The sequence below is a fragment of the Brevundimonas sp. genome, from assembly GCF_030704825.1.
Lineage (GTDB): Bacteria > Pseudomonadota > Alphaproteobacteria > Caulobacterales > Caulobacteraceae > Brevundimonas.
This window is the reverse complement of sequence record NZ_JAUYNX010000039.1, coordinates 58,297-77,945: the sequence shown is the minus strand read 5'-3', so window position 1 is coordinate 77,945 and position 19,649 is coordinate 58,297. Positions and strand designations below refer to the sequence as shown.

At 69.0% G+C, this 19,649-nt stretch carries 19 protein-coding genes; 9 read left to right on the top strand and 10 right to left on the bottom strand.

The genetic code is table 11. From position 1 onward, the window contains the following. Positions 1–222, bottom strand: a 222-nt coding sequence (locus Q8Q71_RS17110; protein WP_305760804.1) for a hypothetical protein, incomplete at its 3' end; no start/stop codon positions are given. On the opposite strand from Q8Q71_RS17110, the gene msrA reads away from it, so the two are divergent. The 5 genes from msrA (at position 221) to aguB (ending at position 6,019) form a co-directional block, all read left to right on the top strand. Continuing rightward, complete coding sequence (gene msrA, locus Q8Q71_RS17105; RefSeq protein ID WP_305760803.1) at positions 221–859, top strand: peptide-methionine (S)-S-oxide reductase MsrA; 639 nt, start codon at positions 221–223, stop codon at positions 857–859. The two genes, Q8Q71_RS17110 and msrA, sit on opposite strands and share 2 nt — an antisense overlap. Before the next feature lie 232 nt (positions 860–1,091). Further along, complete coding sequence (locus Q8Q71_RS17100; protein ID WP_305760802.1) at positions 1,092–3,623, top strand: TonB-dependent receptor; 2,532 nt, start codon at positions 1,092–1,094, stop codon at positions 3,621–3,623. A gap of 157 nt (positions 3,624–3,780) precedes the next feature. Next, the gene (locus Q8Q71_RS17095; RefSeq protein WP_305760801.1) at positions 3,781–4,782 is read left to right on the top strand and encodes an agmatine deiminase family protein; all 1,002 of its coding nucleotides are present in this window, start codon (positions 3,781–3,783) and stop codon (positions 4,780–4,782) included. Further along, positions 4,779–5,150, top strand: a complete 372-nt coding sequence (locus tag Q8Q71_RS17090; protein ID WP_305760800.1) for a hypothetical protein — start codon at positions 4,779–4,781, stop codon at positions 5,148–5,150. The genes Q8Q71_RS17095 and Q8Q71_RS17090 overlap by 4 nt, the downstream gene beginning before the upstream one ends. After that, a complete protein-coding gene (aguB, locus tag Q8Q71_RS17085) occupies positions 5,150–6,019 on the top strand; it encodes an N-carbamoylputrescine amidase (protein WP_305760799.1) in 870 nt (289 codons plus the stop codon). The genes Q8Q71_RS17090 and aguB overlap by 1 nt, the downstream gene beginning before the upstream one ends. Here aguB and Q8Q71_RS17080 read toward each other — a convergent pair. From Q8Q71_RS17080 to Q8Q71_RS17060, 5 genes are all read right to left on the bottom strand, one after another. Continuing rightward, on the bottom strand, positions 6,016–6,786 hold the full coding sequence (locus Q8Q71_RS17080) for a PA-phosphatase (protein WP_305760798.1): 771 nt from the start codon (positions 6,784–6,786) through the stop codon (positions 6,016–6,018). The genes aguB and Q8Q71_RS17080 overlap by 4 nt on opposite strands. Next, positions 6,783–7,265: a hypothetical protein gene (locus Q8Q71_RS17075; RefSeq protein ID WP_305760797.1), complete on the bottom strand. Its 483-nt coding sequence runs from the start codon at positions 7,263–7,265 to the stop codon at positions 6,783–6,785. The genes Q8Q71_RS17080 and Q8Q71_RS17075 overlap by 4 nt, the downstream gene beginning before the upstream one ends. 109 nt (positions 7,266–7,374) lie before the next feature. Continuing rightward, a complete protein-coding gene (locus tag Q8Q71_RS17070) occupies positions 7,375–7,725 on the bottom strand; it encodes a ribonuclease (RefSeq protein WP_305760796.1) in 351 nt (116 codons plus the stop codon). A 105-nt stretch (positions 7,726–7,830) separates the two neighbouring features. Further along, positions 7,831–8,883 carry a deoxyhypusine synthase gene (locus Q8Q71_RS17065; RefSeq protein ID WP_305760795.1) on the bottom strand — a complete coding sequence of 351 codons (1,053 nt, stop codon included), beginning with the start codon at positions 8,881–8,883 and terminating at the stop codon, positions 7,831–7,833. Between the two features lie 99 nt (positions 8,884–8,982). Next, the gene (locus tag Q8Q71_RS17060; RefSeq protein ID WP_305760794.1) at positions 8,983–10,248 is read right to left on the bottom strand and encodes a type III PLP-dependent enzyme; all 1,266 of its coding nucleotides are present in this window, start codon (positions 10,246–10,248) and stop codon (positions 8,983–8,985) included. A gap of 265 nt (positions 10,249–10,513) precedes the next feature. Between Q8Q71_RS17060 and Q8Q71_RS17055 the strand changes: the two genes are divergently transcribed. From Q8Q71_RS17055 to phnE, 4 genes are all read left to right on the top strand, one after another. Further along, positions 10,514–13,303: a pitrilysin family protein gene (locus Q8Q71_RS17055; RefSeq protein ID WP_305760793.1), complete on the top strand. Its 2,790-nt coding sequence runs from the start codon at positions 10,514–10,516 to the stop codon at positions 13,301–13,303. A gap of 123 nt (positions 13,304–13,426) precedes the next feature. After that, entirely contained in the window at positions 13,427–14,224 is a 798-nt protein-coding gene (phnC, locus tag Q8Q71_RS17050; protein WP_305760792.1) for a phosphonate ABC transporter ATP-binding protein, read from the top strand. Continuing rightward, complete coding sequence (phnD, locus tag Q8Q71_RS17045; protein ID WP_305760791.1) at positions 14,221–15,216, top strand: phosphate/phosphite/phosphonate ABC transporter substrate-binding protein; 996 nt, start codon at positions 14,221–14,223, stop codon at positions 15,214–15,216. Before phnC ends, phnD begins: the two co-directional genes overlap by 4 nt. A 56-nt stretch (positions 15,217–15,272) precedes the next feature. Continuing rightward, positions 15,273–16,031 (top strand): phosphonate ABC transporter, permease protein PhnE, encoded by a 759-nt coding sequence (gene phnE, locus Q8Q71_RS17040; RefSeq protein WP_305760806.1) that lies wholly within the window; start codon positions 15,273–15,275, stop codon positions 16,029–16,031. 73 nt (positions 16,032–16,104) lie between these two features. Here phnE and thrS read toward each other — a convergent pair whose 3' ends face one another. Genes thrS through Q8Q71_RS17020 form a run of 4 tightly spaced genes read right to left on the bottom strand, consistent with a single transcriptional unit; the run spans position 16,105 to position 19,615 of the window. After that, on the bottom strand, positions 16,105–18,030 hold the full coding sequence (gene thrS, locus Q8Q71_RS17035; RefSeq protein WP_305760790.1) for a threonine--tRNA ligase: 1,926 nt from the start codon (positions 18,028–18,030) through the stop codon (positions 16,105–16,107). Further along, a complete protein-coding gene (gene yidD / locus Q8Q71_RS17030; RefSeq protein WP_305760789.1) occupies positions 18,027–18,275 on the bottom strand; it encodes a membrane protein insertion efficiency factor YidD in 249 nt (82 codons plus the stop codon). The genes thrS and yidD overlap by 4 nt, the downstream gene beginning before the upstream one ends. A gap of 45 nt (positions 18,276–18,320) precedes the next feature. Next, positions 18,321–18,791: an iron-sulfur cluster assembly scaffold protein gene (locus Q8Q71_RS17025; RefSeq protein ID WP_305760788.1), complete on the bottom strand. Its 471-nt coding sequence runs from the start codon at positions 18,789–18,791 to the stop codon at positions 18,321–18,323. 17 nt (positions 18,792–18,808) lie between these two features. Beyond that, positions 18,809–19,615 (bottom strand): lipopolysaccharide assembly protein LapB, encoded by an 807-nt coding sequence (locus Q8Q71_RS17020; RefSeq protein ID WP_305760787.1) that lies wholly within the window; start codon positions 19,613–19,615, stop codon positions 18,809–18,811. Between the last annotated feature and the right edge of the window lie 34 nt (positions 19,616–19,649).

The following is a 19,649-nucleotide window of genomic DNA, read 5'->3' as shown; positions in this document are numbered from 1 at the left end:
CGCCCGACCGCCGACGGCGTGCGCGAGCCGCTCAACCGTCGCGCCACCATCGGCATCAACTTCCGCTAAACCCGGAAGGCCGAAGGCCAGCAACACAGAGCCGCCGGTCCCCGAAAGGGGGCCGGCGGTTTTGCTTTGCGGCTTGTCCTGAAACCACGGGGGAGCGACTGTCGTATATCGGATCAGCGCGGATCCTTCGCGCCGCCGGAGAACGTTCGCCATGTCGCGCCGCGCCGTCGCCAGCCTCGTCGTCCTCGTCCTCGCCGCCTGTTCGCCGGGAGAGCCCGCGGCCGGCGCCCCGCCCGCCTCCCAGGCCGGGGACAGCGGCCGGCGCGAGGTCGCCGTCTTCGCCGGCGGCTGCTTCTGGTCGGTGGAGGCCAATTTCGAACGCATGCCGGGCGTGATCTCGGCCGTTTCGGGCTTCGCCGGCGGCCGCGTTTCGGCGCCGACCTATAACCAGGTCGTTCGGGGCGGCACGGGTCATCTGGAGGCGGTCCAGGTCACCTTCGACCCCGCCCGGGTCAGCTATCGCCAGCTCGTCGACCGCTTCTGGCTGACCATCGACCCCACCGATCCCGACGGCCAGTTCTGCGACCAGGGACCATCCTATGCGACCGCCGTCTTCGCCAGCCCTGCGCAGAAGCCGGCCGCGGAGGCCTCGCGCCGCGCCGCGGCGGCCCGGCTCGGCGACGCCCGGTTCGTCACGCCGGTGCGCGACGCCGCCCGGTTCTGGCCGGCGGAGGCCTACCACCAGGATTTCGCCCGCCTGAATCCCGTCCGCTACGGAGGCTACAGCCGCTTCTGCGGCCGGGCCGCCCGCCTCCGGGCCGTCTGGGGCGAGGCCGCGGCCGGGAACTGATCCGGACCCGGAAAATGCGCCGATCACGAAAGCGGGCCCGTTCCCGTTGAATCATCCACAGGTTCGGGCGGGGGCGGGGTGTGTCTCTCACGCCACCAGCGCCGGGTGTCATATCACTGTCGCACGAATGTCGTCCCACTTTACGACGGTGCGCCTAAGGGGGGCGAGATTTCCACCGGCTGCCGCCGGTTGCCGAGCGCAACGCGCTCTTCTTCATCGGGGATAGATGACAATGACGAACCGCAAACGCGTGTTCTGGGCGACGACCGCCCTCTTCAGCGGCCTTCTGGTCGCGGGCGCCGCTTCGGCCCAATCGACCGGCACGGAAGCCGCCGAACTGGGTGAAGTCGTGGTCACCGGCCAGGCCGGACCGCGCGACATCGACGGCCTGCCGGTGGCCGAGACCGTCGCCAAGACCCGCAACACCATCAATCAGGAGTTCATCTCCACCCAGGCCGCCGGCCAGACCATCCTGCAGACCCTGAACCTGACGCCGGGCCTCAGCTTCACCAACGCCGACCCCTACGGCTCGTCGGGCGGCAACATCCGTCTGCGGGGCTTCGACGGCAACCGCGTGTCGCTGACCTTCGACGGCATCCCGCTGAACGACACCGGCAACTACGCCACCTACACCAACCAGCAGCTGGACCCGGAACTGATCGAGCGCGCCTCGGTCAACACCGGCACTACGGACGTCGACAGCCCCACGGCCTCGGCCACCGGCGGCACCATCAACTACGTCACCCGCCGTCCGGCCTCCGAGTTCGGCGGCTGGTACCAAGCCTCTTTCGGCGACTTCGATTATCGCCGCTACATGTTCCTGGTCGACACCGGCGAGTTCGGGCCCTGGGGCACCTCGGCCTGGTTCGCCGCCTCCTTCCAGGAGTATGACAAGTTCAAGGGCCTCGGCGACCTCGCCAAGCAGCAGTACAACGCTCGCATCTATCAGCCGCTCGGCGACAACGGCGACTTCGTCGCCCTGTCGGCCCACTATAACGAGAACCGCAACAACAACTACACCGGCCCGAACCTGCGCACGGCTACCGGCTTCTGCGACGTGGCCCAGACCATCGTCTGCGAGGACCAGGTCGAAACCGACCCGCGCGGCTGGGAAGTCGATTTCGATACCACCTATATCGCGCCCACATTCCGCAATGGCCTGCCCGACAACGACGCCAACGGCACCGGCTTCTACGGCCTGCGCGTCAACCCGTCGAACACCGGCAACATCCGCGGCAACTCGCGCTTCACCCTGATGAACGGCCTGGTTCTGACGGTGGACCCCTCGTTCCAGTACGTGCTGGCCAACGGCGGCACCCAGCAGACCGTCCTGTCCGAGACCGACGCCCTGCTGCGCGGCTCCTTCGCCTCCGGCGGCGTGGATCTGAACGGCGATGGCGACACCATGGACCGCGTCCGGGTGATGAACCCGTCCAATACCAACACCCATCGCTACGGCCTCAACACCTCGCTGATCTGGGACCTGGACGACGACCACCGCCTGCGCGCCGCCTATGCGCTCGACTGGGGCCGTCACCGTCAGAACGGCCACTACGGCTTCGTCGATTTCACCAATCCGTCCAACCCGCGCTTCGTCGACTGGTTCGGCGGCCGCAACGATGGAACCAATCGCGTTATCAACCGGGACGGCTACGCCCTGCAGTCGCGCGACCGCAAGTCGATCGCCTCGCTGAACCAGTTTTCGCTGGAATACCGCGGCCAGTTCATGGACGACGCCCTGACCCTGAACATCGGCGTCCGCGCGCCCTTCTTCGAGCGTGAGCTGAACCAGTACTGCTACTCCCGCACGGCCTCCTCGACGGTCCGCTGCACCACCGAGACCCCGCTGACGACCTTCACCGGCGGCGGCGCGATCCCGTTCGGCGACGTTCGCTTCGCCTCGCAGGGCAACACCGTCTTCATCGCGCCCTACTCGCGCACGGTGAAGTACGACGACATTCTGCCGAACCTCGGCGCGACCTACCGCTTCGGCGAGGGCCACTCAGTGTACGGCAGCTATGCGAAGAGTCTCTCGGCGCCGCGCACGGACAGCCTCTACATCGTGCGCCGCCTGGCCGACGGTTCGGTCGGCAACCCGACCGTCGTGCCGGAAGAGACCCAGACCTTCGACATCGGCTACCGCTACACTTCCTCGACCCTGGTGGCCTCGGTCGCCGGTTTCCGCACCAACTACGACAACCGGATCGTCAACACCTACGACGAAGACCTGGACACCTTCGTTGACCGTAACGTCGGCTCGGTCGAGCTGCAGGGTATCGAAGCCTCGGTGGGCTGGTCGCCGGTGGAGGCCCTGAGCCTCTACGCCTCGGCCTCCTTCCTCGACAGCGAGCTGCAGGACGACTATGTCCTGAACAGCGGCGGCGCCGTCGCCGCCACCGCCGGCAAGGAACTGGTCGAGACGCCGGACATGATGTTCTCGGCCCGCGCCAGCTATGAGTTCAACGACATATTCTCGGCCGGCGTCCAGGCCAAGTACACCGGCGAGCGCTGGATCACCGACGTCAACGACCTGCGCGACGACGCCTTCACGGTCGTGGACTTCGACGCCCGGATCGACTTCGCTCCGATGGGCTACGACGGCGCCTTCCTGCAGTTCAACGTGACCAACGTGTTCGATGAGGAATACTACGGCAACCTCGGCACCCGTACCTCGGCCACGCCGGGCCAACCGGGCTACAGCCGGCCGTTCGCCAACATCGGCGCCCCGCGCACCTGGATGGCCACCCTGCGCATGGCCTACTAGGGTCCACGCAGCGAAAGACTGACGGGGGCGGTCCGGAGACGGGCCGCCCCTTTCGTTTGTCCGGGGCCCCGGGCGGGTCGCGGCCCGTTGTCCGTTGAAGTCTGGCCGCCTCGTGTCTATCTGGCGCGGCTACCCGCTCCGAGGAATGTCCCGACCCATGATCCCCCCCATCCCCGCCGAATGGTCGCCGCACCGCGCCATGTGGGTCGGCTGGCCCAGCCACGGCGAGCTGTGGGAGGAGAATCTCGAACCGGCCCGGTCCGAGGTCGAGGCCCTGGTGCGCGCACTCGCCGGTCCGGGCCGCGAGACCGTGAAGCTGATGGTCGGAAAGCCGGAGGCGCTGGACGACGCCCGCGCCCGGTTCGCCCCGGTCGACAAGGTCGAGGTCGTCGACGGCCGGTTCGGCGACATCTGGCTGAGGGATACGGGCCCGATCTTCGGCGCGGGCTCGGCGACGGCCGCCGCCTTCCGCTTCAACGGCTGGGGCGGCAAGTACGAGCTCGAACACGACGACACGGTCGCGGATCAGATCGGCGCGGCCGCCGGCGTGGCGCTGGACCGCCACGACTTCATCCTCGAGGGCGGGGCGCTGGACCACGACGGGCAGGGGACGATCGTCACTACCCGTCAGTGTTTGCTCAACCCAAACCGCAATCCCGACTGGACCGAGGAGGCGGCCGAGGCCGCGCTGAGGGCGTCGCTGGGCGCCCGCAAGGTGCTGTGGCTGGGCGACGGCCTGCTGAACGACCACACCGACGGCCATGTCGACAACCTGGCCCGTTTCGTCGCGCCGGGCGTGGTGGCCTGCCCGGTCGCCTGGGGCCGGGGCGATCCGAACGACGACGTCTATGACGCCGTGGCCTGGTCGCTGTCGGAGATGACGGACGCCGGGGGACGGCCGCTCAAGGTGCTCCGCCTGCCGTCGCCCGGCTTCATCGGCGACGGGGACGAGAAGCCGATCCCGGCCAGCCACATGAATTTCCTCATCGCCAACGGAGCCGTCATCGTGCCGGGCTACGGCAACGAGCGCGCGACCGATCTGGTCTGTCAGGGGCTGATGACCGTCTTCCCCGATCGCGAGATCATCGCGCTTTCGTCCATCGCCATCCTGTCGGGCGGCGGATCCTTTCACTGCATCTCCCAGCAGGAACCGGCGTGAGCACGGTCACCCTGTTCCGACCTGTCGGCGAGGCGGAATTTGACCTCATCGTCGGCGCTGGCTGGAGCGTCTTTCCGCCTCGCCTGCCGGAACAGCCGATCTTCTATCCGGTGATGAATTTCGATTACGCCGAACAGATCGCCCGAGACTGGAACTCGAAGCACGAACCCTCCGGCGTCGGCCATGTGGTCGCCTTCGACCTGCCCGCGGAGGCGATCGAACGCTGGCCGGTGCAGGTCGCCGGCGGGCGTGTGCATGAAGAGCTCTGGGTTCCCGCCGACGAGCTGCAGGCATTCAACCAGATGATCGTCGGTCCGATACGGCGTATCTCAAGCTATCGCGGCGGCGCTCGCGTGGAGGAAGCCTGATGACCCGCAAGATGACGGTCGCCGCCCTGCAGACGTCCTACGGCGAGGACCTGCAGGCCAACATCGACAAGACCATCGCCCTCGTTCGCGAGGCGGCCGGCAGGGGCGCCCAGGTGATCCTGCCTTCGGAACTCTTCCAAGGCCCGTATTTCTGCGTCTCGCAGGAGGAGCGTTGGTTCGTCGGCGCCCATCCATGGCGCGAGCATCCCTGCGTCACCGCCCTGCAGCCGGTCGCCGCCGAACTGGGCGTCGCCATCCCCGTCTCGATCTTCGAGCGCGAGGGGCCGCACTATTTCAACTCCATGGTCATGCTGGACGCCGACGGCGCGGCCTTGGGCGTCTATCGCAAGAGCCACATCCCCGACGGCCCCGGCTATCAGGAGAAATACTATTTCCGGCCCGGCGACACAGGCTTCAAGGTCTGGAACACCCGTCACGGCCGCATCGGCGTCGGCATCTGCTGGGACCAGTGGTACCCCGAGACGGCTCGCGCCATGATGCTGCAGGGGGCCGAGGTGCTGTTTTACCCGACCGCCATCGGATCGGAGCCGCACGACAAGGAGCTGGACACGGCCGACCCGTGGCGCCGCGCCATGCAGGGCCATGCCGTGTCAAACGTCGTGCCGGTCGTGGGGGCCAACCGCATCGGCCATGAACAGGTCAACGAGGCCGGGCAGGTCTTCTACGGCTCGTCCTTCATCGCCGACCACCGCGGCGACCTGGTCGAAAGCTTCGGGCGCGTGGAGGAGGGGGCGCTGGTCCATACCTTCGACCTCGACTACATCGACCGCCACCGCGCCGCCTGGGGCTTCTTCCGCGACCGGCGGACCGACCTGTACGGCTCGCTGGTCAGCCCGCGCCCGGCCTAGTAACCGGTCCGCCGCAAGGCCCGCCGTTCCGCCGCGCAGCCGGGGTTGGTCAGACCTTCGGCCCGGGCGGCGGCGACCTCGGCTCGCGCGGCCTCCAGATCGGCCGCGAATTCGGGCGTGCCGGCGGCGCGTTCATAGACGGCGCGGCCGATCCGGAAGCCGTCGGCGACGTCGGCATGCCAGTTCACCCGACACAGGGCGCGGCTGAAGCCGATATCCAGACCGCGCCGCCTGGCCGCCTCCGCCCGATCCGGCGCCAGGGTCGCGAACATCTCCCCATAGGCCGCCCCCGCGACCGCGCCGCCGGCGGGCCACGAGGGGCTGTCGCGCACCGCTTCGTCCATTCGGACGCAGGGTTGCAGGTCCGGCCGCTCCGCCACGGGGCGGCGACGGGGCTCGCGCCTGGCCAGGGCGTTGGCGACGCCGGCCGAGTCGACCAGCAAACGGTTCATCAGCCGGGTCAGGGCCGGGCGCGGCTTGTCCGCGAGCCGCGTTCCGAGGATGCAGTCGAAATGCTGGGCGGCCTCGGGCGGCCGGAGTTCGGCGTGGGCGATGGCCAGCCACCAGCGGTCCGCGCCCGGCTCGACGGAATCGAACACCGCCTGCTCCGCCCCGGCATGGACGGGGTAGGGGGCGATATCCGCGCCGACCGAGGCGACGGCGTCCGCGTCGAGATAGCCCTCGATCGGGGAAGGGGGAACGATCCGGGCAGCCGTGGCGCAGCCGCCCAGAACGAGGCAGGCGGCCAGGACGGCGGCCGGTTTCACCGGCCGGCGGTCCAGTCCAGCTGCACGCTGGTCGGGCCGTCCTCGACGGGCGTGGCGACGACGCGCAGCAGTTTGCCGCTGCCGTCTTCCGCCGCGGCGCCATAGGCCCGGGCCCCGCCCGTGTTCATGGCCATGACCGAGGCCAGGCCGGCCGCTTCGGCGCGCTGGCGATAGAAGTCGATGACGGCGTCGGGGCTGGCGTCGGTGGTGAAGCTGAGGATGCCGCCGGGTCCGTCCGGCCCGCGCGCGACGGTCGCGGGCCCGCTGGGAGCGCCGCCGGGATAGACCACGGCGAAGGCGGGCGCCCCGGGAGCCGCCGGGACTGTCGGGGCGATGGAGTCGGCCGGGCCTTCGACCGCCGTCGGCGCCGCGGCGTCCGCGGCGGCGCCGGCTTCGGCGCCGTCTTCCGCGGGGGCCTGACTGCAACCGGCCATGGCCAGGGCCGCTATCAGTGCGGCGGCCGCGAGCGTACGCTTCATCCCGTATCGTCCTTGAAAAGACTGTCGTTGAACGACGTCACCGTGGCGCAAGCCTGCGGCGGCGGCAAGGCGGGTTCACGCCTTCGCGGGGGCGCGGATGACGCAGCCGTCACCCGGTCGCGGCGTCGACCTGATCGGGCTTGCCCTCGGCGGGATCGCCGGCCGGTCCGTCCCGGTCGGCTCCTGTGTTCTTGATCGGGTCGGGATCGGCGTTCGAGGGCGATTGGGGATCGGCGGAGGCCATGCCTTCGGTGGCCAGGCTCTCATTGATGGTGTCTTGATCGGGATCGACGTCCGATCCCGTGGCCGCTCCGCCCTGGAGCGAGCCCGCCCGGGTGTCCGAGCCCATGCCGCTGCCCGAAAGGGCCTCGGTCAGGGCGTCCGGCGTGCGGCCCAGGTCGGGCTTCTCGCCCATGTCCTCGGCCTCGCGGGCGTCCTCGGTCTGATGGGGATTGGTCATGGCGAAGCTCCTTCGCCTGACAAAGCGAACCGCGCCCGCCCGGGTTCCGCATACGAAAAGAGCCGGGATCGTGATCCCGGCTCCCCGCTTCATTCGCCTTGCGGCCTACTTGCCGAACAGCTTGTTCCAGCGGCGCTTGTCGCGGTTCTTCCAGGTCCCGCGGTGATAGGCGTCCGAGCCGATCAGCGGAACGACTGTCGTGGCCTCGGCGAAGACCATCTGCTCGTGCGTGGTCTGCACCTTGCCCCAGGACGCCGCCTCCTTGAGCGTCGAGGACGAACAGGCGCCGTCCCGCACGTCGGCCACCGTGATCTGGACCGCATAGCGGTGCATCTCGGCCTCGACGCCGAGGATCTCGGCGCAGACCACCGTGTCCTGGGCGAAATTCTTCGGCACGCCGCCGCCGACCAGGAACAGGCCGGTGACGCCCGCCGCGATCTTGATGTCGGTCAGTTCGCGGAAGTCCGCCACCGCGTCGATCATCAGATAGGGCTGGCCCGCCGCGATCCGCTCCTTCTGGTGCTTGACCAGGCCGAAACCGGCCGAGGAGTCGACGAAGGCCGGGCAGAAGATCGGCACGCCCTCTTCATAGGCGGTCTGGATCAGCGAGCCGGGCTTCTTTGCATTGCCCTCGCTCAGCCACTTGCCCATCTCCCAGATGAATTCGCGCGAGGAATAGCCGCGCGGCTCCAGCCGGTTGCAGATTTCCAGGATGGTGTGGTCGCAGGCCTGGAGCTCTTCCTCGTCGATATAGGTGTCGTAGATCCGGTCGATGTAGTTGTCGCGCAGGACGTTGTCGTCCACCTCGCCGGCGGCCTGGTAGTGTTTGAAGCCCAGGGCCTCGAAGAAATCCATGTCGACGATGGAGGCGCCGGTGGCGACCACGGCGTCGATCATGCCGAACTTCACCATGTCGCGGTACACATGCATGCAGCCGCCGGCCGAAGTCGAGCCAGCCAGGATCAGCCACGGCGAGCAGTCCTTGTCCTCCAGCGCCATGTTGAAGATGTCGGCGGCCCGGGCCGTGTCGCGGCTCGAGAACGACATCTTGCGCATGCTGTCGATGATCGGACGGGCGTCGAAGGACGTGATGTCCACATGCTCGACGGTGGTCTGGAGCAGCTGGGCCTTCTGGTTCGACTGAACAGGAGCGTTCATTGCAAGGGTTTCCCTTTGATTTGAGCGCCCGTCGTCAAAAGAAACAGCGGCCCGGACGGAGCGACGGGCCGCTGCTGGATACAACGCGTGAGCGACGGTTTAGCGCCGACGCTGCTTCCGCTGGCCGGCCTTGCCCTTGGGACGGGACAGGCGAACCACCTTGCGCGCGGCCTCTTCCGCCGTGGTGCGCACGGTCGGGATGGAGCGCGGCGCCAGGCCGTAGAGCGAGGCCATCGGGGCGTCCTCGACGCCGGCGACGTCGTGTTCGCCATAGCCGTTGAAGCCGGTCGACATGGCCACGCCATAGGCGCCGAGCATGCCGATCTCGATGAAGTCGCCTTCCTGCACATCGGCCGGCAGCCAGAACGGGCCCGGCATATGGTCGATGGAGTCGCAGGTCGGGCCGTAGAAGCGGAACGGCTTGAGGTCGGCCGAGGCCGCGCCGTCCCGGACCAGCTTGGTCGGGAAGGGCCAGCGCGAGTGGGTCGCGTCGAACAGCGAGCCGTAGGAGCCGTCGTTCAGATACAGGGCGTCGCCTTTGCGCAGGTCGACGCGGCACAGCACCGAGGACGACTCGGCGACCAGCGCCCGGCCGGGTTCGCACCACAGCTCGGTCGTTTCCGACACCGGCATCTCGTTGAAGCCGCGGTGGATGGCGTCGGCGTATTCCTGCATGTCCGGCGGAACCATGCCCGGATAGACCGAGGGGAAACCGCCGCCGACATCGACAATGTCCACGAACACGCCCGCGCGGGTGATGGCGCGGCCGACCTGGGCCATGGCGGCCTCATAGGCGGACGGGCGCATGCACTGCGAACCGACGTGGAAGCAAACGCCCATCAGGCCATCGACCACCGCCTGACGCGTGGCCAGCAACAGGGATGGGGCGTGGTCCGGCGAGACGCCGAACTTGCCCGACAGCGAATAGGCCGCGCCGTCCGCCGACACCGTCATGCGGACCAGCAGGTTCAGGTCCCTCGCGCCGCCGGTGGCGTCGAGGATCTTGGCCAGCTCGTCATGGCTGTCCAGCGAGAAGGTGCGGACGCCGTGCTCGAAATAGGCTTTGGTGATCGCGCCCCGGCTCTTGACCGGGTGCATGAAGGCCAGGCGCGCGTCGGCGCTGACCGAACGGACCAGTTCGATCTCGGCCAGCGAGGCGACGTCGAAGCCGGTGACGCCCGCCTCGATCAGGGTCTCGATGACCCAGCGCGACGGATTGGCCTTCACCGCATAGAAGACGTCGGCGTTCAGATTATCCCGGAACCAGCGCGCCGCTACGGAAACCGAACGCGGTCGCACGAGGGCGACGGGACGTTCAGGGGACCGCTCGCGGACCAGGTCCAGGGGAAATGGATACGTGCGCAATTCACGTAAACCCCTGTAATTGTTAAACCCAGACCGGCGTTAGCAGCGCAACGTTAGACCTACGGGGTCCGCCGGAAGCCGCGATGTAGGGTCGCGTGACTGTCATGTAAAGCGGTTTTTTCCGGGCGGGCCCTGGGTTTGGCCGGGATTGGTCCGGGTGCGGATCGACCCCCGCCGCCCGCGAACGGCCGTTCGTGACTCAGCCGTAACTTGCCGACTGAAAGACCGCTGATACCGTCCCTCGCCAATCCCGGGGGACCGTACCATGCGCCGCACCGCTTTCGCCGCCGTCATCGCCCTCATGATGGTCGCGGGCGCTCCGCCGGTCATGGCCCAGGTCCCCGCTTCGCAACTGGCCCGCAGCGTCGACATCCCCTTCGAGGCGTTCACCCTCGACAACGGCCTGCGCGTCGTCGTCCACACTGATCGCAAGGCGCCCGTCGTCGCCGTGGCCGCCTGGTACAATGTCGGCGCCAAGGACGAACCCGAGGGCCAGACCGGCTATGCCCACCTGTTCGAGCACATCGGCCTGTTCAATCCGACCGAGAACCTGCCCGGCGGCCTGATGGAGCCGTTGCGGGCCATCGGCGCCACCGACTGGAACGGCACCACCTGGTTCGACCGCACCAACTTCTTCCAGACCGTGCCGACATCGGCGCTCGAACAGGCGCTCTACATGGAGAGCGACCGGATGGGGCACCTGCTGGGAGCGCTCAACCAGGAGCGGCTCGATAACCAGCGCGGCGTGGTCCAGAACGAAAAGCGCCAGGGCGACAACCAGCCCTTCGGCCTGGTCTATTACGCCCAGCTGGAAGCGCTCTTCCCGCCCGGCCATCCCTATCGCCATTCGACCATCGGCTCGATGGCCGACCTCGACGCCGCCAGCCTCGAAGACCTGCGCCAGTGGCACCGCGACAATTACGGCCCCAACAACGCCGTGCTGGTGCTGGCCGGCGACATCGACGCCGCCGGAGCGCGGGCCCTTGTCCAACGCTATTTCGGACACATCCCGCGCGGTGCGCGGAACGAGCCGGCCCAGGCCGACATCCCGACGCTGGACGCCCGCATCGACCGGACGCTGCACGACCGTGTGCCCAACACCCGCCTGTATCGCACCTGGGTCGTGCCCGGCCTGCTGGACGACGCCTCGGCCGATCTCGATGTCGCCGCCAGCGTCCTCGGCGGTCTGGCCAGCTCGCGGCTGGACAACGCCCTTGTCCGCGGCGACGAGACGGCGACCGCGGTCACGACCGGCTACCAGGCCTTCCATCGCCTCGGCATGTTCACGACCACGGTCGACGTGAAGCCCGGCGGCGACGTGGAGGCTGTCTCGGCCCGGCTGGACCAGCTGATCGCCGATTTCATCGCCTCGGGTCCGACCGAGGACGAGGTCGCGCGCGTCGTCACCTCGCGCATGTCCCAGCGAATCCAGGCGCTGGAACCCGTCGGCGGCTTCGGCGGCAAGGCCGTCGTTCTCGCGGAGGGCGAGCTCTATGCCGAAGACCCCGGCTTCTACCGCCGCCAGCTGGCCAGTCTCGGCGCGGTGACGCCCGCTTCGGTCAAGGCGGTCATGGACCGCTGGCTGACCCGGCCGGTGCTGGCCGTGCGCGTCGATCCGGGCGAGCGCGAGGCCTATGCCGAGGCGGCCGACGCCCGTCCCGCGCCCGCTCAGGCCGAGCCGCTGGCCTTCACGTCGCGCGAGCCCATGCCGGCCGTCGGCGAGATGAAGCCGCTCGATTTCCCGGACACCGAGCGCGCCCGACTGTCGAACGGAGTCGAGGTCGTCTACGCCCGCTCGACCACCGTCCCGACCACCCGCGTGGCGGTCGAGTTCGACGCCGGCGTCGCCGCCGACCCCGCCGGCGCCCTCGGAACCCAGACCTTGATGCTGGCCGCCCTGACCGAGGCGACGACCACCCGCGACGTCGACGCCCTGAACGAGGAGCAGGAGCGACTGGGCGCCACGGTCGCCGCCTTCGCCGGAGTGGACCGTACGACCGTCAGCCTGACCGCGGTCAGCGCCAATCTCGAGCCGTCCCTGGATCTGCTGGCCGACGTCATCCGCAATCCGGCCTTCAGGCCCGAGGACGTCGACCGTCTGCGCGCCCAGCAACTGGCCGGCATCGCCCAGGAGAAGGCCTCGCCCAACGGCATGGGCGCCCGCGCCCTCCCGGGCGTCCTGTACGGCCCGGACCACCCGTATGGCCGTGCCTGGTCCGGGCTGGGCGACACCGCGGCCGTCGAGGGCCTGGACCGCGACGACCTGGCCGCCTTCCACGCCCGCTGGATCCGTCCGGATAACGCCCGCGTCTTTGTCGTCTCGGACCGGCCCCTGTCGGAACTCACGCCGCTGCTCGAGGCCAGGTTCGGCGCCTGGGCCGCGCCGTCGGTCGCCCGCGGCGTGAAGACCTTCGATGCGGCGATCTCCGCGGCCCGGCCCCGCATCGTCCTGATCGACCGGCCGCAGTCGCCGCAGTCGCTGATCCTCGGGGGCCTGGTGCTTCCGGTCACCGGCCGGGACGACCTCGTCGCCTTCCAGGCGGCCAATGAGGTGATCGGCAACGGCTTCCTGTCCCGCATCAACCAGGACATCCGCGAGACGCGAGGCTGGTCCTACGGCCTGAACGGCCGCACCACCCTGATGGAGCACGGCGCGCCCTACATCATCTCGGCCCCGGTGCAGTCGAACCGGACCGGGGAATCCATCGCCGTCCTGATCGACCAGTACCGCGCCTTCCTGTCCGACCGCGGCGTCACCGCCGCCGAGCGGGAGCGCACCGTCAACGGCAACGTCCGCCAGCTGCCGGGCAGTTTCGAGACCTCGGCGGCGGTGCTGAACGCGCTTCGATCCAACGCCCTGTACGGTCGTCCGGACAACTACTGGGAGACGCTCGCGCCGCGCTACGAGGCCATGACGGCCGAGGCGATGGACGCCGAGGCGCGCCGCGTCATCGACAGCTCGCAGCTGGTCTGGGTCGTGGTCGGCGACGCCGCCACGGTGCGTCCGCAACTGGAGGCCCTGGGCCTGCCGGTGGAGGTCCGCGCGGCGCAGTAGGGCGGTGAGGGGCGGGACCCGCCGTCACGCTGGACGAAATCGCCGCGGACGTGTCATTAAGACTTGCCTCGCGGGCCTGATCAGGCGATGCGGCGCGCCCCTGCAACCGCCTCCAGCGTGTCCATGACCTCAGCCGCCGCCGCCGTCGCGTCCGTGAAGGACGTGTCCAAGACTTTCGGCGCCCGAAAGGCCCTGAACGGCGTGTCCGTCGAGGTCGGGGCCGGAGAAATGGTCGCCCTCATAGGCCCTTCGGGCTCGGGCAAGTCCACGCTGCTGCGCTCGATCACCGGCCTGCAGACCATCGATTCCGGCAAGGGAACGATCAGCGTCTTCGGCGAGGTCGTGCAGAAGAACGGCCGCACCACCGGCGCCACCCGGGCGGCGCGCCAGAAGCTGGGCATGATCTTCCAGCAGTTCAACCTGGTCGGCCGGCTGTCGCTGTTTTCCAACGTCATGCTGGGCGCGCTGGGCCGCCTGCCGGAATGGCAGGGCTTTTTCGGCCTCTGGCCGGCGTCGGACAAGCGCAAGGCCATGGAGGCGCTGCATCGCGTCGGTGTGTCCGACTACGCCGCCCAACGCGCCAACACCCTGTCCGGCGGCCAGCAGCAGCGCGGCGCCATAGCCCGCGCCCTGGTCCAGGGCGCCAAGGCCATCCTCGCCGACGAACCGGTCGCCTCGCTGGATCCGGTCTCGGCCCGCAAGGTCATGGAGCTGCTGGTCGAACTGAACCGGCGCGACGGGCTTGGGGTCATCGTCACCCTGCACCAGGTCGACTACGCCATCCGCTACTGCGACCGGGTCGTCGCCCTGAAGGCCGGCCAGATCGCCTACGACGGGCCCGCGACCGGTCTGGACACCAAACAGCTGATCGACATCTACGGTCCCGAGTTCGAGGACGCGTTCTGGGAAACCAAGGCATGACCCTCCCCCGCTTGACCCGTCGGCTGGCCCTTGCGGCCGTTCTCGCCCTCGGCGTCGCCTCGTGCGGCGCGGGCGATGACACCAAAACCGGCGCGCCGTCCGAAATCACCTTCTCCATCCTGTCGGCCGAGGGCCAGGCCTCGGCCGGGCCCTTGTGGGAGCCCCTGCTGGACGACATGTCCAGGGCCATCGGCGTGCCGGTGAAGCCGTATTTCGGCTCGAACTACACCGTCCTGGTCGAGGCGATGCGCGGCAACCAGACCCAGGTCGCCTGGTTTTCGGCCAAGCCCGCCATCGAAGCCATCGACCGCGCCGACGCCGAAGTCATCGCCCGCACGGTGAACAAGGAAGGAATGGACAGCTACCGTTCCACCCTGATCGTACGGAACGGCTCCGGCATCACGCTGGATCAGGTTCTGGCCTGCGGCAAGCGGTTCGATTTCGGCATCGGCGACGCCCAGTCGACGTCTGGCACGCTGGCCCCGATGGCCTTCCTGTTCAACCCGCGCGGCATCGTGCCGGCTTCCTGCTTCAAGACGGTGCGGTCAGCAAATCATCAGGCGAACGCCTTCGCCGTGGCGACCGGCGTGGTCGATGTGGCCACCTCGAACACTGTCAACACCGTCTTCCTGACCAGGCAGAATCCGCAGATCGCGGCCCAGATTCAGGAAATCTGGCAGTCGCCGCCCATCCCGGAGAGCGGCATCGTGGTGCGGGAGGATCTGGATCCCGCGCTCAAGGAAAAGATTCGCAGCTTCTTCCTGACCTACGGCCAGGGCGAAGGCGCGGAGGCCGAACGTCAGCGGCAGGTTCTGGCCGGCCTGGAGTATTCGCGATTCAGCGCCGCCGATGACGGCTACCTGAACCCGATCCGGGAGATGGTCGCGGACCAGCAACTGGGCGAGGCGCGCGCCAAGGGCGACACCGCCGCTGTCGCCGCCGCCGAACGCGAACTGCAACGGCTGCGCAGCCTGCGCGAGGTCCAGCCTTGACCGACGCCGTCGCCCGACCGGCCGCCACGGCCATCCCGAACCCGCCGGCGAAGTCGATGGGCGCCTGGGCGCTCGACCTGCTGATCTGGGGCGGCGTCGGCGCCCTGCTGATCTACAGCTTCAATCCGGTGGAGCTGGGCAATGTCTCGCGCCTGTTCAGCAATTCGGAGAATACGCAGAATTTCGCCCGCGAACTTCTGAGGCCTGATTTCACCGATTGGCGGGTCTTCGTCGCCAAGATGTGGGAGACGGTCCAGATCGCGCTCTGGGGCACCTTCCTGGCGGTGTTCGCCGCCATTCCGATGGGTCTGGCCGCGGCCCGCAACATTGCTCCGGTCTGGGTCGTCACCCCGGTCCGCTGGGTGATGAACCTGCTGCGCTCGATTCCCGATCTGGTCATCGGTCTGCTGTTCGTGGTCGCCGTCGGCCTGGGCCCGCTGCCCGGCGTGCTGGCCATCGCCCTCAACACCGCTGGCGTTCTGGCCAAACTCTTCTCGGAGGCGGTGGAGTCGATCGACAAGGGCCCGGTCGAGGGCGTGCGCGCCACCGGCGCCTCCAAGCTGCACGAAATCGTCTGGGGCGTGATCCCGCAGGTCGCGCCGCTGTGGACGTCCTTCGCCCTCTACCGCTTCGAGTCCAACAGCCGCTCGGCTACCGTCCTGGGCCTGATCGGCGCGGGCGGCATCGGCCAGGTGCTGTTCGACCGCATGAACGCCTTCGATTTCCGCGACGTTTCGGCCATCGTCATCGTGGTGGTCGTCGCCGTGACGCTGATCGACATGCTGTCCCAGGCCATGCGCAAGCGGCTGCTGTAGTCGCCTCGGCCCCGGCCAACGAAAAGCCCGCCTCCGCGATTGCGGGGGCGGGCTCTTTTGTTCAGCCGACCGGTCAGGCCCGACGCAGGTCCGGCGGGGTGGCCTCTTCCGTCAGGATGCGGATCGCCTCGTCCAGCGACACCACCTCCTGCGCCTGCGAGCCCAGGCGGCGGATGGCGACCGTGCCCTGTTCGGCCTCGTTCTTGCCGACCACGGCGATGACCGGGACCTTGCCGACCGAGTGCTCGCGCACCTTGTAGCCGACCTTCTCGTTGCGCAGGTCCAGCTCGGCCCGCAGACCGGCGGCCCTGAGCTTCTCGACCACCGCCCGGGCGTAGTCGTCGGCCTCCGAGACGATGGTCGCCACCACCACCTGTGTCGGCGCCAGCCACAAGGGGAAGGCCCCGGCGTAGTTCTCGATCATGATGCCGATGAACCGCTCGAACGACCCGAGGATGGCCCGGTGCAGCATGACCGGCCGATGCTTCTGGCCGTCCTCGCCGATATATTCCGCGTTCAGACGTTCCGGCAGGACGTAGTCGAGCTGCAGCGTGCCGCAGGTCCAGGTCCGGCCGATGGCGTCCTTGACGATGAAGTCCAGCTTGGGCGCGTAGAAGGCCCCGTCCCCCTCGGCGATGACCGGGTCGACCCCGGCCAGGCGCGCGGCCTCGCCCAGCATGGCTTCGGCCTTGTCCCAGAACTCGTCCGTGCCGGCGCGCACCTCGGGCCGGGTGGCCAGGGCGATCTCATGCGTGTTCATGCCCAGGTCGGCATGAACCAGGCGGGTCAGTTCGATGAACCGGCGCGTCTCCTCGACGATCTGGTCCTCGCGACAGAAGATGTGGGCGTCGTCCTGGGTGAAGCCGCGCACCCGCATCAGGCCGTGCAGGGCGCCCGACGGCTCATAGCGGTGGCAGGCCCCGAACTCGGCCATGCGCAGCGGCAGTTCGCGGTACGACCGCTGGCCCTGGTCGAAGATCTGCACGTGACCGGGGCAGTTCATCGGCTTGAGGCTGAGGGTCTCGCCCTCGACCGTCTCGCACACGAACATGTTGGGGCGGTATTTCTCCCAGTGGCCCGACTTCTCCCAGAAGGTCCGGTCCAGCACCTGGGGCGTCTTGACCTCGACATAGCCGGCGGCGTCCAGACGGCGGCGCATATAGGCCTCCAGCACGCGCCACAGCACCCAGCCCTTGGGATGCCAGAAGACCATGCCCCGGCCTTCCTCCTGCATGTGGAACAGGCCCATGGCCTTGCCGATGCGGCGGTGGTCCCGCTTCTCCGCCTCCTCGACGCGCAGCAGATAGGCGTCGAGGTCGGCCTGGCTGGCCCAGGCCGTGGCGTAGATGCGCTGCAGCTGCGGATTGCGGTGGTCGCCGCGCCAGTAGGCGCCCGCCAGCTTGGTCAGTTTGAAGGCCTTGCCGACGAATTTCGTCGTCGGGAAATGCGGCCCGCGGCACAGGTCGATCCAGTCGCCCGTCCGGTAGGTGGTGATCGTCTCCGTGCCCGGAAGGTCGCGGATCAGTTCGGCCTTGAACGTCTCGCCCTTGCCCTCGAACAGCTTGATCGCCGCGTCGCGGTCCCAGACCTCGCGAACCAGCTTCTCGTCGCGGTCGACGATCTCGGCCATCCGCTTCTCGATCTTCGAGAAGTCGTCGGTGGAGAAGGGCTCGTCGCGGGCGAAGTCGTAATAGAAGCCGTCCTCGATGGCCGGACCGATCGTCACCTGGGTGCCGGGAAACAGCTCCTGCACCGCCTGGGCGAGGATGTGGGCCGCGTCGTGTCGGATGGTTTCCAGCGCTTCGGGATCGTCACGCATGATCAGCTTGAAGTCGCCCGAGCCGCCGAGCGGGCGGTCGAGATCGCGCTGCTCGCCGTTCAGGGCGACCAAGGCCGCGCGCCTGGCCAGCGACGGCGAGATGGAGGCGGCGACGTCGCGGCCCGTGGCGTCGTCGGGATACTGGCGCGAGGCGCCGTCAGGGAATTTGAGATCGATCATCGGTCTGTCTTTACAGGCGGAACCGGGTCGTAGCCCGATTGGCCGAATGGGTGACATTTGCAGAGGCGTCTGACGGTCAGCCATCCCCCCTTGATCGGTCCATGCTGGATCAGCGCGTCCCGGCCGTAGTCCGAACAGGTCGGCAGGAACCGGCATTGCTGCCCGATCAGGGGCGACAGCGTCAGCTTGTAGCCGCGATGGGCCAGCCGCACGCCGCGTTCGTAGAGAGTTTCGCCGGAAGCCATGTCGCCGCGCTTATCCCCCGCGAAGGCGGCGGGGGCAACGGGCCTTCAGGCCGCGCCGGCGAGGCTAGTTCGCGTGTCGGGCCCCTTGCGGGCCAGCGCCTGGCGCATCGCGTCCAGCGTCGCCTCGATGGCGACCATGGTCGAGGCGTGGCGGGCCGGATAGCCGGCCACCTGTTCCAGGGCGCGCAGGCCCTCGAACCGGCCCCTCGGGCCCTCGCCGCCGGCCTTGAGCATGGCCGACATGGCGTCGCGAGCGGCGGAAATCTCCTCGAGCGTCGCCCCGATGACGCTCTCGCCCAGCACCCCGGCCGCCGCCTGTCCGAGCGCGCAGGCCTTGACGTCCTGGGCGAAGGCCGCGACCCGGTCCTCCGCGTCCAGCGCCACATCGACGACCGCCCTGGAGCCGCACAGCCTGGCGACCCGCTCGCCGGTCCCCTGGGGCGCGGCCAGCCGCCCGCTGTGCGGCAGATTGGCCGCCAGCTTGAGAATGCGCGCGCTGTAGAGCTCGTCGATCATGGCCGGAATATAGGCGATCAGCCGCCTTGGAGCGAGCCCCAAGTGCGGGCCTGGTCAACGCCGGCCCCGCCGGCGCGCTCGCGCAGCCAGACCAGGTTGCGGTCGGCCGCTTCGGGCGGCAGATCCCGGCGCAGCATCTGTTCCGCCTCGTCCAGCTTGCCGGTCAGCCCCAGTACCATGGCCAGGTTCAGCCTCACCTTGAGCGAGGCGCCCGGCTGGGCGACGGCGCGGCGGAGCAGCGGCTCGGCGGTCGCGGTGTCGCCCCGGGCCATGGCCGAGATCGCCATATTGGTCAGCACGTCGGGATTGTCGGGAGAGATCGCCAGAGCCTGGGCCCAGGCCGCCGTGGCGTCGGCGGGTCGGCGCACCTGCTCATAGGCCGCGCCGAGCAGGGACCAGGCGCGCCAATCCCCGGGCCGGGCGTCGCGGGCCGCCTCCAGCGCGGCTATGCCGTAGAAGGCCTGGCCGCGCGCGATATGGGCGCGGCCGGTCTCCAGCATGGCCTCGACGTTCGTCGGCTGGACCAGCAGCACCTTGCCGGCCATCTCGGCGGCCTGGTCGAAGCGGCCGAGCTCGCGCAGCGCCTGCGCCGCCTTGACCCCGGCCACGGGATCCATCGGATTGATCTCGGCCTGGTCGGTCCAGAATATCTGGCGGCTCAGGGCGTCGGCGCGGTCATAGGCGGCGCGGACCTCGGGCGCGGCCGACTGACGCGCCGCCGGAGCCTGGGCGGGCGGGCCCGTGAGGGGGTCGGCCAAGGCAGGGACGGCGACGGCGCCCAGCAGCAGGGCGATGGTTGCGATACGGGCGGGCGTGCGCGACATGGAAGCGCTCCGGAAGGGTTCGGGCGCAAGACTC